Here is a 14,139-nt window from a genome sequence, read left to right on the forward strand (position 1 = left end):
CCACAGGTCTATAAAACCAGATAATGTGGCGTCACTCACCAAAACAACGCATTACCTAGCGAATGCAAAAAAATGCGACACTACATATTGTGGCAGCATTGCTGTGATATTAATTCCCACGAATTCCCTGAAATTTTTAGTTTTACTCAAATATAACTGCAAATTGCCTTTGCCCAGTCGGCTTTTGGCGCGCAATCCGGCCCATTTCCCATAGATGATTCGTGATTATCAGCAGAAATTCTTATCGCTTTCCGCCCCCGTTCCCATAAAATCCCGTGACCGTACGTTTCGTACGCAGATTACGTAGACTCAAAGGGAGGCGTTAGGGCAATTGCGCACGAAACGTAGGTTCTGGCCTGGCTTGGTTAGCTTCCATTTACAGGCCCGGTACGGTGCTCAAGAGTTATACCAGACAACCAATGGCAATTATGAGCCCTTTTTGATCCTTCGTTTCGAGCGGATCAGGGAGATGACGTTTTCGGATGCTGGCTGCGCGCATGGTATGTTGGTTCAGAAATGGGCAAGCTTCGGTGAACCTTGGTCGCCTCTCTCCAAGCGTCCGTCGCGGCCCGGCCTTTCCACGTGCTGGATGCACAAGGCGCGTTGCCCCCCTTGATTGACTTTTCGAGCGATACGCTGCCTACTCGTTTCACGGTTTTTGCGTAGAGAACCTCTGGCAGACAACAAACCAGGCCCTTCTCCAAGAGACCGGACGCAATTTCGGGCAACTCCGAGGTCGGTCTCATCAGCAAGGATTACATATGAAATCTCGAGTTCTCATTCTGGGCGCAGGCTTTGGCGGCCTGGAACTTGCCACCCTTCTGTCAGAGGCCCTTGGCGAGGGGGCCGATGTCACTGTCGTCGATCGAAGGGACAGTTTCGTCTTTGGATATTCCAGAATCGACGTCATGTTCGGCAAGACGACGCTGGACGATGTTTCCTTGCCTTACGCCGCCTTCGAAAAGCCCGGCATACGTCTTGTCAAAGAGACGATAACCGCCATCGACGCCACTGCGAAGCGCGTAACGACGGATGGCGGCACCTATGAGGCCGACTTTCTCGTAATCGCGCTCGGGGCGGACTATGACATGGCGGCGACGCCCGGCCTCGTCGAGCATGGTAACGAATTTTATTCCGACGCCGGTGCGGACCGGCTGCGCGACGTCTTTCCCGGCTTCAACTCGGGTCCGGTGATTGTCGGGATCTGCGGCTTTCCTTACAAATGCCCCCCCGGGCCCAGCGAATGCGCCCTGACCCTGCACCATTATCTGACAGAACGCGGAATCCGGAAGGATTGCGACATAACGTTCGTCTCGCCCCTATCAAGCCCGATGCCCGCCTCGGCCGAGATGGCGCAGGCACTAATGGAGTCGTTTGAAGAGTTTGGCATCAGACTTCTGAAGCAGCGCACGGTCATCCGACTCGAGCCCGGATTGGCGGTGCTGGACGACGGGACAGAACTGCCCTTCGCGTTGTTCCTCGGCGTACCCAAGCACCAGCCGCCGCAGGTGGTGATCGACAGCGGACTGACGGAGGATGGCTGGGTTCCCATCGACCTGTCGACACTGGAGACGCGTTTTCCGGGCGTCTACGCCATCGGGGATATGGCCGCGACGGGATTGCCCAAATCGGGTACGTTCGCCGAAAGTGCCGCCCACTGCGTGTCTACGTCCATCCTCGCAAAGCTCAGGGGCAGCAACGCGCAACTCAACACGGGGCAAGGCACGTGCATCGTCGAATACGGGGATGGCCGTGTGAGCTATGCACAGCTCGATTTTCTGACCGGCCCGAAACTTGAAGCGATCTACCATCCGCCCTCGATTGCCGGAAAGCGCTTTAAGCAAGGTTTCGACGAAACGCGAAGGTCGCGCTGGTTCAATCTCTAAAAGGTGAAAAAGCAATACTGTGCTGCCTTGGGCCTGGTTTTACACCTCGCCGACGACGAATGGCGTTCGCGGGCGGCAAGGCCTCGGCCGCTCTCAGCTTGGATTTTATGCGGTAGAGAAGATGATCAGGCTAACGCATCGATTGGCAGCTTTGTCCCGCAAAGCTGAATTCAGACCGGATGCTTCAGGCGTCTGATTGCGGCGCCAGAGGTTTGCTCATGACCAGCGCATCGACCAGCCCAGCCGTTGGGTGGTTGAACGCAAGCGGCAGACGGCCGACGGTTTCAAACCCCAGGCGCTCCCACAACCGTATCGCGCCCGTGTTCGTAGAAACGACGAAATTGAACTGCATCGCCATATAGCCCATAGCGCGGGCCTCGTCCTGACTATGCAGGCACATAGCTGCGGCCAGCCCCTGCCCGCGCGCGGTTGGCGCCACCATGTAACCGCAGTTGCAGACATGGGCGCCGCCGCCCTGCTGGTTGGTCTTGATGTAGTAGGTGCCCAGAATCTTGCCCCCGATCATCGCGACATAGGTGGCGCGCGGCGCTTTCATCCACAGGTCGAACGCCGCGTCGCAAGACATGTCGGGGTCATAAGCATAGGTATCCCCCGCGCGGATTACGCCGCGCAGGATTGGCCAGAGCGCCTCGAAATCTTCGTCGCGCGCAAATCTGATTGTGATGTTTGCCCTGTCGTTCATTCCGCCCCCCCGCGTGTGGCCTGTTTTCACTACCCACGCGAGAGCATTGGCGCAAGGTTCAGGCGTTCACATCGACTACAACACGGCCCTTGACCTGACCTTTCAGGATATCACGGCCCAGACCTGGCAGATCTTCCAGCGTCGCAGGCTGAATCATCGCCTCCAGCTTGTCCATCGGCAGGTCTTTGGCAATCCTCTGCCACGCGCGAACGCGGTTATCATAAGGCTGCATCACGCTGTCGATCCCCAACAGATTCACACCGCGCAGCAGGAAAGGGATAACCGTCGCCGGCAGGCCTGCACCGCCGGCAAGGCCGACAGCGGCAACCGAGGCGCCGTATTTCATTTGCCCCAGCACACGCGCCAGCATGTCTCCCCCCACCGCATCCACACAACCTGCCCAGGTTTCGGCCTCAAGCGGGCGTTTGACTGTTTCGTTGATCTCTTCACGCGCAACGATCTGCTTGGCCCCAAGGGATTTGAGGTAATCGGCGGTCTCGGGGCGGCCGGTCACACCTGCCACCTCATATCCGAGGTTTGCCAGAATGGCCGTGGCAACCGAGCCCACACCACCCGCCGCCCCGGTCACCAAAACCGGACCATGGCCAGGGACAAGCCCGTGATCCTCAAGCGCCATCACCGCCAGCATTGCCGTGAACCCAGCGGTACCAACAGCCATCGCAGCCCGCGCATCAAGGCCCTCGGGAAGCGGCACCAGCCAATCCGCACGGACATTGGCCTTTTGTGAATAACCGCCCCAATGCGCCTCGCCGACGCGCCAGCCGGTCAGAACAACCTTGTCACCGGGTTTATAGCGGTCATCCGAGGATGACTCGACAGTACCGGCAAAATCAATCCCCGGCACATGCGGATACTTACGCACCAGCCCGCCACCCGGCCCGATGCACAGCCCATCTTTGTAGTTGACAGTGGAATACTCGACGGCAACCGTCACCTCGCCCTCGGGCAGATCACTTTCGCTGATCTCCTTGACCGCCGCGGATGTCTTGCCGCTTTCCTCGTCTTTCTCAACAACCAGAGCCTTGAACATCGTCTCTCTCCTAAATCTCGTTCTTCTTGCTTCAAATATCCCGGGGAGCGCGAGGGGCTGGCCCCTCGCTTTCGCCGCTGTCGCGAACTCAGGCCCAGAAGGCCTCGCGCACCACGGCGCGTCGTGTCTGATCCGGGGCCTCGACCTCAACCTCGGTACCCGGCTCCCAATGGGTCATACGGACCATGCCGATGGCCACGTTGGTATTGTGATCAGGCGACCAGGCAGCCGAGCTGATCCGTCCAACACGCTTGCCCCCAGCCATGATCGGCCACCAGCGGTCGCAACCCGGCACGTTCGGGCCTTCAATCTCAACCGCGCAGATTTTTTGCACCGGGCCTTCCTTGGCAACCCGCAACAGGGCATCACGACCGATACAGCCGATTGCCGTATGGGTGTTGCAGAACTTGCCAAGGCCGCATTCATGCGGGGTGTTGTTGCTGTTCATGTCATTGCCATAGCTCAGCAGCCCGCCTTCGATCCGCTCGATCAGGTTGGGGCAGCCGGCGTGCACGTCCAGATCCTTGCCTGCCTCAAACAGCGCATTCCACAGCGGCATACCAATATCGCCGCCCTCGACGTAAATCTCGTACCCGCCTTGCTTGGAATACCCTGAGCGCGCGATCACCAGGTTACGACCCTGAAAATCAAACACGCCGTATCGGAAGAAACGCACATCGCGCACGCTGTCGCCAAAAACCCGCGCCATCAGATCATCGGCTTTGGGCCCCTGCACAGCCAAAGGCGAAACATCGGGCTCGTCCACCAATACATCCAGCCGCCAGCCATGGGCAATTGCCTTGACCCAATACAGCAGGTCGGAATCCGCAATGGAGATCCACCAGCGGTCCTCGGCCAGTTTCACGGCCACGGGGTCATTCAGCATGCCACCGGTTTCATCCACAATTGGCACGTAATAGCACTGGCCCACGTTCATGCCCCGCAGATCGCGCGGGGTCAGCATCTGCATCAGACGCGCAGCATCGGGTCCACGCAGTTCGACCTGCCGCTCGCAGGCCACATCCCAGATCTGCACCGCCGTCTTCAGGTGGTGATAATCCTCAGCCGGGCTGCGGAACACCGTCGGCAGCAGCATATGATTGTAGACTGTATAGGCCTTGACGCCTGAAGCCTCAACGCCGTCAGAAAACGGGGTGCGCCGCAAACGGTGCGACAGCGAAAGTGCGACCATCAGTTAGGACCTTTCCAGTCGATCGGGCAGATTTCAGCGGATTTGCCACCAAAGTCCCAGACACGACCATAGTCGCGCACCTTGGATTTAACGCCGCGCGCCGCGATGATGTCAGGCCCCATCCAGTATTTCGAATTGGTGACCATGACCGGGTGATCCGGGCTCAGGCCTTCGACCATCTCGATTTCACCGGCGATCTTGCGGCCGATATAGATGCCGCGCTTGTTGCCTTCTCGGGTGATCTCGACCTTCTGACGCTCGGCGCCGATGATCTCGGAAACCAGCATAGTGAAAAGGCCGGTAGTGCCGCCCGCCTGACCCGAAAAGATTTGCAGAATCCCGTCATAGGCCGCCTCGGTCGAGCGGTCATCGACATAGGCCGCAACCTTCCAGTTGCCCTCGCCCATGCGACCGGGGATATCGACCAGAAGGCCGACATTCAGCCCCGACAGGTCTTCGCCTTCGTAATGTCCCTCGTCAATCGCTATGGCCATCCAGGCATGGCAATGGCCTTCGGTCGGCGGATGCGCCCCAAGGCTGACAACGCAGGGGCAGAATACGGTACACGAACAGTTCAGAAAAAGTTCGCCTTTGATGGACCATTCCACCGGCGCCTTTTTTACTTCGGCCATGACTTATCCTTTCATGAACAAGGGTGCGGCAAAAACCGCCAGACCCGCCAGGACCAGCAAGGTCCCCATTGGTTTTGTAATCCGGTGCCCGATCTGCGGCAGTTTTTCGAGCACCATGAAAAAAGTTGCCAGTCCCATCCAGGCCAGGTTCATCACCCCGCCGACGAAACCAAGCGCCATAAAGCCCCAGCAGCAGCCGACGCAGAATGCCCCAAGGCCAAGCCCCATGCGCAAACCGCCGCCAAACCCGGTGCGCCAGTGGCCCACGAAATACATCATAGGTGAATGACAGACGCCGTGGCAAATTTCTTTGGCGCGGGAAAACTGGAAAAGCCCAACCACCACCAAAAGCGCCGCGGCAATGGCCGGTGACGTGGCGATGCCAAGGCTGTCAATTATACCACTGGTCAACAGCCCCACCTGCACGCCCGCAATCAAGGCGGCAAAGCCGACCCAGGTGATGAAATAGCCCAGAAGCACGCCCAGCCACCCTGCCCGGGTGCCATTGGCGCTGACCATCAGATCTTCGTAGCTGCGCAGGGTCGGCACCAAAGTGGGCAGCATCATTGCCGCCATCATGATCGCCCACATCGGTGCCAGTGCGCCAAAACTGGTCATTGGCATCATGTTCATGCCCGTCGAGCGCCCCAGAATATCCAGCCCCGACATCCGCGCCATCGAAAACATCACCCACCACGCCGCCAGGATGGCCGCAAAAAAGCCCAGCCACAACAGGCTGCGCAGGGGAATGGCAAACAGGTTACGCAAGCGGTGTCCTCCGACTCGGGTCTTGCTTTTAAAATGTCAGACATTTAAATGTATGACAAATGAAAATTGATCCGGACAATAAAGCCGACCTTTCGGCACAGATCGCACAGGCAATTCGCGACGCGATTGTCAGTGGTGACATGATCGTGGATGAACGCCTGCCATCCGAGGCCGAACTGGCCGATCAGTTCAATGTCTCGCGCCCGACCGTGCGCGAGGCGCTGAAACGACTGGCAGCCCAATCGCTGATCCGTACGCAACGTGGCGCCTTTGGCGGCGCGTTTGTAAATCGGTTAAGTTATGAAGAGGCTTACGGTCAGCAAATCACCACAGCGACGCTGCTGTTGTCTATGAATGCAGTCAGTTTCGACGTGGCCTGCGAAGCACGATACGCGTTGGAACGCGCCTGTACGCCGCTGGCGGCCGAGCGGCGCACGCCTGATCATCTGGCCACGATGCGGGCCGAAATCCACCGTCAGGGCCAGCCGGGGCTGAGTGACGAATCATTCTGCGCCTCGGATGTCACCTTTCACCGCGCATTGGTGGACGCGGCGGGTAATCCGGTGCTGTCCTATCAACTGGCCGGTGCGGTCGAGGCGATGCAGCCACTGATGAACATGATCACCTTTACGGCCCGTTCGCGCGAAGAAATCGTCGGGTTTCATAGCCGTATCGCCGACGCGATCGAGGCAAAGAATGGCCCTGCGGCACAGACTGCCCTGCGCGAGTTGGAAAGCTACACATTGCATCTGGCCCGGGGTGTCATGGAAGCCCGGTTACACAAATCGCGCCCGGCCGGTTAAAGCGTTTCGCCTTAACCAGCCCAATTGATTTCTGGCGTTTTGCAGGTTCGCCCGTTGCTTTTTGATTATTGAAAAGGGGCGGGCTTGAATGTGCGGATGCGTTTGCGTTCTCTTGTGACCGAAACCAGATATGTGTCGGTTCCAAAAGTTTCGGCCAACTCACCCAGCGAGGGGGGGCTGTCACTCCAGAACTTACGAATGATCTGATCGCTATCTGCAACCTTCACACAATAACCGGAAATCGATAGAAGCGCTTTTTGGCGACCCTTGCGTGCGACTTCAAAAATTGCGCCAACCGGCTTTTCGACGCGTTCACTCAGTACATAAACATTATTTTGCATTTTTGTCTTCCCCCAGTTCCGACAGCATCGATCCTATTCGAAATGTGGTAAAAAACAAAAAGCACTGCCTTATTTTTGGCGTATTTCCATACACTTACGTAACAACTGCCCGCACAGCAGAGCATTGGCCGCAAAAGGGAAACAAAGAACACAAAAATTTGCACCGCCTCCCTTCAAATATGGCGAAAATTGGGCATTGAGTTCTAACCTTGATTCGCAACCTCAGGCAGACCAAGCTGCCAAAGCTCAGAACACTTTCAGGGAACTCTCAAGAAACGGATGTTGCGCAATCGCGGGTTTCACGATGCTTTCCTGCAAAATTGGCCTTAACGTTTTTGCCACGCTTTCCGGCATTTCCTGCAGAATTCCTTTTCGTGCCGTCAGCGAAATCGTGCGAGACAGGGGTTCAAACGGCAAATCCATCACGTCGATCTGAGCGGCAAAGCGGCGCGCCCGCATCAAGGCCAACGGAGTCAGGATGGTCCAGCCCGCCCCCTGCCCGACAAGCGCAAGGATCGCATGGTAGCTATCCAGTTCAAACCGGTGTGGAAGGCTGATGTTTTGCCGCGCCAGATGCGAGGTTAGCAGACGGCCCATATAGTGGCGCTGTGTATATTGCACCAGCGGCAGGCGTTTGAGCTGGCGCAAGATATCGCCACCAGGCTTGATCACGCCTTTCGGGGCCGCCACAACAAAGCCCTCGCGCATCAAAGGATGCACCTCTACCCAATCTGTTTCGGCACCAAACTCTGCCGCGACGATCACATCAAGTGAACGTGACTCAAGCAGATCATAAAGGTAATGACTGGCTCCGGTTTCCAGCAGAAACTGGCAACCTTTAAGTTCGGCGGCCATATGAGTCAGAAGTTGCGGCGTCACGTCAGCCTCGAAATCCTCGATCATGCCAAGACGAAAACGGGTAAGTCGCGACAAATCGGACATCGCAAGTTCGGCACGGGCCTGAGCGGCCTCGTTCAGGATAACCTGCGCACGGCGGTGCATGATCTCGCCTGCGGGTGTCAGGCGGATTGGACGGGCATTGCGTTGCAGCAGCGTGGCGCCAACGGCGCCTTCCAGATTGGTGAGTTGCTGGCTGACGGCCGACGGGCTGGCACCAAGACGCCGGGCAGCCGCCGAGATCGAGCGTTCATCGGCCGCGGCCATGAACACCTCTATCCCCCAAAGGGTTATCCGGCCAGGGCTGTCGACCATCGCGGCCTATTTTCCCAGTTTTGAAAGCTTGTCTTGTAACTCGGACAGCTGTTTTTTGATGTCATCAAGATTGTCATCAGAAGGCTCGTCTTCTTTGCTGCTCTGCCCCGGCATTGCGGACGGCATACCAGACAGACCGCCCAAGCCACCGGTCATGGCCTTCATGAAAGCCTCTTGCTGGGCGCGCATGGCTTCCATTCCGGGCATTCCGGCCAGCGGATTGGCCTTGGTCATGTTTTCCATAACCTTGGACTGACCGTCGCGCAGCATCTCGAAACTGGCCTGAAGAAATTCAGGCACGACGCTACTGGCCTGTGTTGCATAGCTACGCACCAGATCGGTCAGCACGTTGATGGGAAGCATGTTTTCGCCGCGGCTTTCATGCTCGGCGATGATCTGCAGCAGGTATTGGCGGGTCAGGTCATCGCCCGATTTCAGATCAATGATCTGCACCTCGCGACCTTCGCGGATAAACTCGGCAATGTCTTCGAGTGTGACGTAATCGGACGTCTCGGTATTATACAACCGGCGGCTGGCGTAACGTTTGATGAGTAACGGTTTGTTGGTTTCAGCCACGGGGTTTCCTCCCAGAAAATGCAGCGTTGCAGCAAAGCTTATGCTACCGCAGCACAAAAAGAAAGGGCGAGCCGTAAAGCTCGCCCTTCGCAGACTAACCCGTCAGGGAGGGTACGGGTTGCTGTTCTGCTATTACTTGGCAGCAGCTGTTGCTTTTTTCGCAGCCGAAGTCACATCGTCGGTGGCTTTTTTGACGGCGCTTGCAGCATCTGCCTGCAGGTCTTTGCCGGCTGCCATCAGCAGTTCGACAGTGTCCATTTGGATTTTCTTGGCAACTTCCGCGAAAGCAGACATGTTTTCAGCAGCAACTTCAGCATTGGCCGAAGCGAAATCGGTCAGTGCTTTTGCGTAGTCGGCAGGCTCGGATTTTGCTTTGGTCATCTCGTTCAGTTTGGCCAGGGTCTCTTTGGTCCATTTGTTCGAGATTTCAGCCGATTTTTCGGCAGCTGTCAGAGCAACGCCCGAAAGCTTTTCGCTCAGGGATGCTTGGTTTTTGAAGGCATCTTCCATCGCTTTGGTGTCGACGGGGAATGCGCCCATGATGTCTTTCATTACGGCGTTGAAATCTTGTGTTTTAGCCATTGGTCAATTCCTTGTGCTTGTGGCGGGTCGGCCCGCTGTTTCTGCAACTGCACATATATCTACATGCTGCAGCGCAGCATTTCAAGTTTTTTCTGCACTGCAGCATAAATTATTTAGCAAGCGCGAAAACGCCTGAAAGATCAGGCATTTGCTTTGCGGCGCACATAGGTTCCGGGTGCTGGAGCCAGCGGTGGATGGTCCGAATCGCCGGGTTGGCGCGCCGGAATCATCTTTCCTGATCTCTTGGCCAGCCACGATTCCCACCGCGGCCACCACGATCCTTCGTGGAAAGTCGCCCGCTCCATCCAGTCATCTGCTGAGAGGCTGAGATCATCATTTGTATAATGGCCATATTTCTTTTTTGACGGCGGGTTGACGATGCCCGCGATATGGCCTGACTGCGAAACGATAAACGTGCGATCCTTGGAGCCGGTCTGCTGAAAGCCGCGATAGCAATCTTTCCACGCCGCGATATGGTCGGTTTCGCAGGTCACAGACATCAGTGGTACCTTCACATCACTGATATGCAGTTTCTCACCGCAGATCATGAACCCGTCCTCGACAAATTCATTTCGCTGACACAGGCCCCGCAGATATTGCATTGTCATCTTGCCAGGCAGGTTGGCCCCGTCGCCATTCCAGTAAAGAAGATCAAAAGCCGGAGGCGTCTCGCCCATCATGTAGCTTTTGATTGCCGGCTGATAGATCAGATCGTTGGACCGCAGAAAAGACATAGTGCGCCCCAGAATGAACGAGCGCAGAATGCCCTGCTCGTTTACTTCAGCCTCGATGCCGTCAATGAAATCATCCTGCAGAAACGGGGTGAATTCCCCCTGCTCGGAAAAATCCGTCAGCGCCGTAAAGAAGGTGGCCGACTTGACCGACTTGTCGCCTCGTTTGGCCAACAGCGCCAGAGTCAGATGTAACGTTGTGCCTGCAATACAATAGCCCACGGTATTCACCTGCTTTTGCCCGGTGATCGCCTTGGCCTCGCGGATTGCAGTCAGAAAACCCTCGTCGACATAGGTGTCCATCGTGATATCGGCCATCGAGGTATCGGGGTTGACCCAGGAGACCACAAACAGCGTATAACCCTGATCTGTGACCCATTTGATCATGCTGTTCTGTTCTTTGAGATCCAGAATGTAGAATTTGTTAATCCAGGGCGGAAAGATCACCAGCGGTATTTCATGCACCTTTTCCGTGGTCGGGGTGTATTGGATCAATTCCATCATCCGGTTGCGAAAAACCACTTCGCCTTCAGTAGTCCCGATGTTTCCACCCAGCTCAAACGCGTTTTCGTCGGCCAGACGCACAACCATTTCACCCTTGTTTGCCTCAAGATCAGCAATCAGGTTCTCCAGTCCCTTGACCAGGCTTTCCCCCTCGGTTTCGATCGCGCGCTCCAGGGCGTCGGGGTTGGTGCCCAGAAAGTTGGTCGGACTCATCATATCAATGATCTGATTTGAAAAGTATTCAAGACGGCGCTTTTCCTTCGGGTCAAGTTCGTCCACATTGTGAACGGCCTGCTCAATCGCGTGTTTGTTCAGCGCATACTGGTTTTTGATGTATCTGAAATACGGGTTGGTTTCCCACAGCGGATTGGCAAAACGCCGGTCACCCTTAAGTATTTCGGCAACTTCAGTGTCTTCTTCCGGGGCGCTGCCTTTCAGAAGCACCTGCTGGGCGTCGATGAAATGGCGGACAGCTTTGCCCCAGTATTCAAACTGTTGTTCATATAGTTTGCCGGGGTTTTCCAGCATATCGCCCCAATACGACGTGGCCGCCTTGGTAAATAAATCCTGAGACGGTGAATTCAGGGTCGGGTTGGCTGGATTCCGCTCGGACAAGGCATTTACGAGCCGCTGTGAAAGTTGCTCGACCTTTTCAAGGTTCTCGCCCAGCTTTCCGAGATTTTTACCTGCGACATCCTCATGCGTTGCCATTTAAACGAATCCCTCGTAAGTTTCTGCTATGCAGCATAACGTCGCCCTACTGGAGGGGCAGTGCGACGAATGGAACCGGGCCGCATACCCATTAGTGGAGACGATAATGCGTTACATGACCACATACGACCTTATGGAAACCCTCCGTAATACAAACCAGTGGATGGGCGCATCAGCCATGTCACTGGCATCGTACCCGGTTTTCAGCATGGTGCCAAACCCGATGTTTCAATGGATGGCAGCCTGGGGTGAGGTAACGGAACGCACGTTTCAGCGCATGGTCTGCAAACCCGACTGGGGGATCGAGTCGATCACCGGCGAGGACGGCCGCGATCACCTTATCAAAGTGGAAACAGTGATTGAACGCCCGTTTGGCGACCTGATCCACTTTGATGTTACCGGTCGCGAGGAAATGGACCGCCGCGTTTTGCTGGTCGCCCCGATGTCGGGCCACTACGCGACACTTCTGCGCTCGACCGTACGGTCGCTGCTGCCCGATTGCGAGGTCTACGTGACCGACTGGCACAACGCCCGCGATATTCCGGTTAGCGCAGGCAAATTCGATGTCGAGGACTACACGTTATATCTGGTTGATTTCATGCAACAACTTGGATCTGACCTGCATGTCATCGCCGTCTGCCAACCGGCGCCCCTGACCCTTGCGGCCACCGCCTATCTGGCGGAAAAAAACCCTCATGCGCAGCCCCGGTCGCTGACGCTGATCGGTGGACCGGTCGACCCCGATGCAACCCCCACAGACGTGACCGACTTTGGCCGTCGCGTGACCATGGGCCAGCTCGAGGAAACCATGATCCAGCGTGTTGGTTTCAAATACAAGGGTGTCGGACGATTGGTTTATCCGGGCCTTTTGCAGCTGCAATCGTTCATGTCGATGAATGGCGAGCGTCACGCCAAGGCTTTTGTCGATCAGATCGGTCGCGTCGCCCAGGGTGAAGCCAGCGATCACGACCCCCACAACAAATTCTACGACGAATATCTTGCCGTCATGGACATGCCTGCCGAATTCTACCTTTCGACCGTCGAACGCATCTTCAAAGGGCTGGAAGTTGCGCAGAACAGGTTTGTGGTAGATGGGCATCAGGTGGATTTTGGCGCCATCACCAATGTTGCGGTAAAAACGGTCGAGGGCGGCAAAGACGACATTTCGGCGCCAGGTCAGTGCATCGCAGCTTTGGATTTGTGCACCGGGCTGCCGGATTCGAAAAAAGCCAGCTATCTTGAGCCCGACGCCGGCCACTACGGTATCTTCGCAGGGCGCAGCTGGCGCAATAACATCCGTCCGCTGGTTCTGGATTTCATTGACGCCAACTCTGAGGCACCCGCCAAACGCAGCCGCACATCGCCGCGCAAAGCCAAAGCCAAAGCCGCCAATAAGAACGCGGCCGCCTGATCTGGCTATGCTGCCTGTTCCGGACCTTTCAACCGGTCCGGGCAATGCAGGCGCATTTTAAGACGCGCTATTTCTTTCGCCCCCGCAACCAACGGATCAGCGGGACAACATCCAGTGCGGCCACGGCAATGCCGATGGGGATCATCCAAAACCCAAGCACAGGCAAAAACCCCAACAGACCGCCTGCGATCAGAAGCAGCCCGGCGACCAGCCGCAGGCCCGGCGGCAGATGGCGACCGGTCCAGAGTTGAACGTGGCGGCGCAACCGGCGCAGGCGGGTCCGCCAATTTTCGGGTTCGTCAGGCATCGGCCCGGGTTTGCAGGACATAGGGCAGTTTCAACCAGGCGCGCAGCGCTTCGGTTGTGGCCTCAGGTGCTTCAAGTGTTGGCAGATGGCCTGCGTCCTCGATCACGGCAAGTTCGGCCACCGGGATCAACTCGGCCATGAAACTGTGGCGCTTGACCGGCGTCAATCCGTCATGCTGCCCACACAAAACCAGCGCTGGCACCTTGCAACGTCTGAGCGTGGATTGATAGTCTCGCCGGCGCTGCATGGCGCGGGTTTGACGGATGATCGCATCCGCCCCGATATTCTCGGCCATCTGAATGAGCTGGCCCATGACCTCGGCTCGACCCGGCCCAGGTGCCAGATATTCGGGACGCAAAAAACTTTGCACTGCGTCGGCAACACAGCCAGACCGCAGTTTGATGATAAAAGGCTCATACTCGGTGGCTGATTGCGGTGTTTCCGCCAGTGGGTTGGTATCCATCAGCGCAATGCGCGTCACACGGTCCGGTGCACGGCGCAGGATTTCCATCGCCACTATCCCACCCAGCGATAAACCCGCCAGGGCAAACCTGCGCGGCAATCCATCCAGCAGGTTCGACGCGATTTCTTCTATCCGGACACCCTGCGTTATCGGCGCTATGGTCACGGGCACCTCGCGCCCCAGGTCGATCAATTGCTGGGAAAACAGACGCAGATCACACATCATGCCCGGCAGAAACACCAATGGGTCACGCATTCTTGGGGGTA

Annotated in this window: 15 protein-coding genes; 3 read left to right on the forward strand and 12 right to left on the reverse strand. The window is 56.8% G+C overall.

Annotated features, from left to right (window positions below; genetic code table 11):
• Positions 1–761 precede the first annotated feature (761 nt).
• Positions 762–1,886: an NAD(P)/FAD-dependent oxidoreductase gene (locus tag PEL8287_RS13780; protein WP_085893013.1), complete on the forward strand. Its 1,125-nt coding sequence runs from the start codon at positions 762–764 to the stop codon at positions 1,884–1,886.
• 184 nt (positions 1,887–2,070) lie between these two features.
• On the opposite strand, the gene PEL8287_RS13785 is transcribed toward PEL8287_RS13780, so the two are convergent.
• From PEL8287_RS13785 to PEL8287_RS13805, 5 genes are all read right to left on the reverse strand, one after another.
• Complete coding sequence (locus PEL8287_RS13785; protein ID WP_085893014.1) at positions 2,071–2,589, reverse strand: GNAT family N-acetyltransferase; 519 nt, start codon at positions 2,587–2,589, stop codon at positions 2,071–2,073.
• Between the two features lie 58 nt (positions 2,590–2,647).
• The gene (gene acuI, locus PEL8287_RS13790; RefSeq protein WP_085893015.1) at positions 2,648–3,640 is read right to left on the reverse strand and encodes an acryloyl-CoA reductase; all 993 of its coding nucleotides are present in this window, start codon (positions 3,638–3,640) and stop codon (positions 2,648–2,650) included.
• 88 nt (positions 3,641–3,728) lie between these two features.
• Positions 3,729–4,832, reverse strand: coding sequence for a dimethylsulfoniopropionate demethylase (locus PEL8287_RS13795; RefSeq protein ID WP_085893016.1), 1,104 nt, complete (start codon positions 4,830–4,832; stop codon positions 3,729–3,731).
• Positions 4,832–5,464 (reverse strand): DUF1326 domain-containing protein, encoded by a 633-nt coding sequence (locus tag PEL8287_RS13800; RefSeq protein ID WP_085893017.1) that lies wholly within the window; start codon positions 5,462–5,464, stop codon positions 4,832–4,834. Before PEL8287_RS13800 ends, PEL8287_RS13795 begins: the two co-directional genes overlap by 1 nt.
• Before the next feature lie 3 nt (positions 5,465–5,467).
• Positions 5,468–6,232 carry a DUF2182 domain-containing protein gene (locus PEL8287_RS13805; RefSeq protein WP_370737926.1) on the reverse strand — a complete coding sequence of 255 codons (765 nt, stop codon included), beginning with the start codon at positions 6,230–6,232 and terminating at the stop codon, positions 5,468–5,470.
• A 59-nt stretch (positions 6,233–6,291) separates the two neighbouring features.
• Between PEL8287_RS13805 and PEL8287_RS13810 the strand changes: the two genes are divergently transcribed.
• On the forward strand, positions 6,292–7,035 hold the full coding sequence (locus PEL8287_RS13810; RefSeq protein ID WP_085893018.1) for a FadR/GntR family transcriptional regulator: 744 nt from the start codon (positions 6,292–6,294) through the stop codon (positions 7,033–7,035).
• A gap of 65 nt (positions 7,036–7,100) precedes the next feature.
• Here PEL8287_RS13810 and PEL8287_RS13815 read toward each other — a convergent pair whose 3' ends face one another.
• The 5 genes from PEL8287_RS13815 to PEL8287_RS13835 all read right to left on the reverse strand — a co-directional run bounded on the left by PEL8287_RS13815 (position 7,101) and on the right by PEL8287_RS13835 (position 11,692).
• Positions 7,101–7,376: a hypothetical protein gene (locus tag PEL8287_RS13815; protein ID WP_085893019.1), complete on the reverse strand. Its 276-nt coding sequence runs from the start codon at positions 7,374–7,376 to the stop codon at positions 7,101–7,103.
• A gap of 246 nt (positions 7,377–7,622) precedes the next feature.
• Positions 7,623–8,588 carry a LysR family transcriptional regulator gene (locus PEL8287_RS13820; RefSeq protein WP_085893020.1) on the reverse strand — a complete coding sequence of 322 codons (966 nt, stop codon included), beginning with the start codon at positions 8,586–8,588 and terminating at the stop codon, positions 7,623–7,625.
• 6 nt (positions 8,589–8,594) lie between these two features.
• Entirely contained in the window at positions 8,595–9,164 is a 570-nt protein-coding gene (gene phaR / locus PEL8287_RS13825) for a polyhydroxyalkanoate synthesis repressor PhaR (protein WP_085893021.1), read from the reverse strand.
• A gap of 132 nt (positions 9,165–9,296) precedes the next feature.
• Positions 9,297–9,746 (reverse strand): phasin family protein, encoded by a 450-nt coding sequence (locus PEL8287_RS13830; protein ID WP_085893022.1) that lies wholly within the window; start codon positions 9,744–9,746, stop codon positions 9,297–9,299.
• A 140-nt stretch (positions 9,747–9,886) separates the two neighbouring features.
• Positions 9,887–11,692, reverse strand: coding sequence for a PHA/PHB synthase family protein (locus tag PEL8287_RS13835; RefSeq protein WP_085893023.1), 1,806 nt, complete (start codon positions 11,690–11,692; stop codon positions 9,887–9,889).
• A gap of 106 nt (positions 11,693–11,798) precedes the next feature.
• On the opposite strand from PEL8287_RS13835, the gene phaZ reads away from it, so the two are divergent.
• On the forward strand, positions 11,799–13,103 hold the full coding sequence (phaZ, locus tag PEL8287_RS13840; protein WP_085893024.1) for a polyhydroxyalkanoate depolymerase: 1,305 nt from the start codon (positions 11,799–11,801) through the stop codon (positions 13,101–13,103).
• Between the two features lie 67 nt (positions 13,104–13,170).
• Here the strand turns inward: phaZ and PEL8287_RS13845 are convergent, their stop codons facing one another.
• Together PEL8287_RS13845 and PEL8287_RS13850 are read right to left on the reverse strand one after the other, a co-directional pair.
• Positions 13,171–13,410 carry a hypothetical protein gene (locus PEL8287_RS13845; RefSeq protein WP_085893025.1) on the reverse strand — a complete coding sequence of 80 codons (240 nt, stop codon included), beginning with the start codon at positions 13,408–13,410 and terminating at the stop codon, positions 13,171–13,173.
• A complete protein-coding gene (locus tag PEL8287_RS13850) occupies positions 13,403–14,128 on the reverse strand; it encodes an alpha/beta fold hydrolase (protein ID WP_085893026.1) in 726 nt (241 codons plus the stop codon). Before PEL8287_RS13850 ends, PEL8287_RS13845 begins: the two co-directional genes overlap by 8 nt.
• Positions 14,129–14,139: the final 11 nt, after the last annotated feature.

It is taken from the genome of Roseovarius litorisediminis (assembly GCF_900172295.1).
In the GTDB taxonomy this organism is placed as follows: Bacteria; Pseudomonadota; Alphaproteobacteria; order Rhodobacterales; family Rhodobacteraceae; genus Roseovarius; species Roseovarius litorisediminis.

What these genes read in the sequence shown, in the direction of transcription:
- PEL8287_RS13780 (WP_085893013.1), top strand. Translation starts at nt 762, where the DNA reads ATGAAATCTCGAGTTCTCATTCTGGGCGCAGGCTTTGGCGGCCTGGAA.
- PEL8287_RS13785 (WP_085893014.1), bottom strand. Translation starts at nt 2,589, where the DNA reads ATGAACGACAGGGCAAACATCACAATCAGATTTGCGCGCGACGAAGAT.
- acuI (WP_085893015.1), bottom strand. Translation starts at nt 3,640, where the DNA reads ATGTTCAAGGCTCTGGTTGTTGAGAAAGACGAGGAAAGCGGCAAGACA.
- PEL8287_RS13795 (WP_085893016.1), bottom strand. Translation starts at nt 4,832, where the DNA reads ATGGTCGCACTTTCGCTGTCGCACCGTTTGCGGCGCACCCCGTTTTCT.
- PEL8287_RS13800 (WP_085893017.1), bottom strand. Translation starts at nt 5,464, where the DNA reads ATGGCCGAAGTAAAAAAGGCGCCGGTGGAATGGTCCATCAAAGGCGAA.
- PEL8287_RS13810 (WP_085893018.1), top strand. Translation starts at nt 6,292, where the DNA reads ATGAAAATTGATCCGGACAATAAAGCCGACCTTTCGGCACAGATCGCA.
- PEL8287_RS13815 (WP_085893019.1), bottom strand. Translation starts at nt 7,376, where the DNA reads ATGCAAAATAATGTTTATGTACTGAGTGAACGCGTCGAAAAGCCGGTT.
- PEL8287_RS13820 (WP_085893020.1), bottom strand. Translation starts at nt 8,588, where the DNA reads ATGGTCGACAGCCCTGGCCGGATAACCCTTTGGGGGATAGAGGTGTTC.
- PEL8287_RS13830 (WP_085893022.1), bottom strand. Translation starts at nt 9,746, where the DNA reads ATGGCTAAAACACAAGATTTCAACGCCGTAATGAAAGACATCATGGGC.
- PEL8287_RS13835 (WP_085893023.1), bottom strand. Translation starts at nt 11,692, where the DNA reads ATGGCAACGCATGAGGATGTCGCAGGTAAAAATCTCGGAAAGCTGGGC.
- phaZ (WP_085893024.1), top strand. Translation starts at nt 11,799, where the DNA reads ATGCGTTACATGACCACATACGACCTTATGGAAACCCTCCGTAATACA.
- PEL8287_RS13845 (WP_085893025.1), bottom strand. Translation starts at nt 13,410, where the DNA reads ATGCCTGACGAACCCGAAAATTGGCGGACCCGCCTGCGCCGGTTGCGC.
- PEL8287_RS13850 (WP_085893026.1), bottom strand. Translation starts at nt 14,128, where the DNA reads ATGCGTGACCCATTGGTGTTTCTGCCGGGCATGATGTGTGATCTGCGT.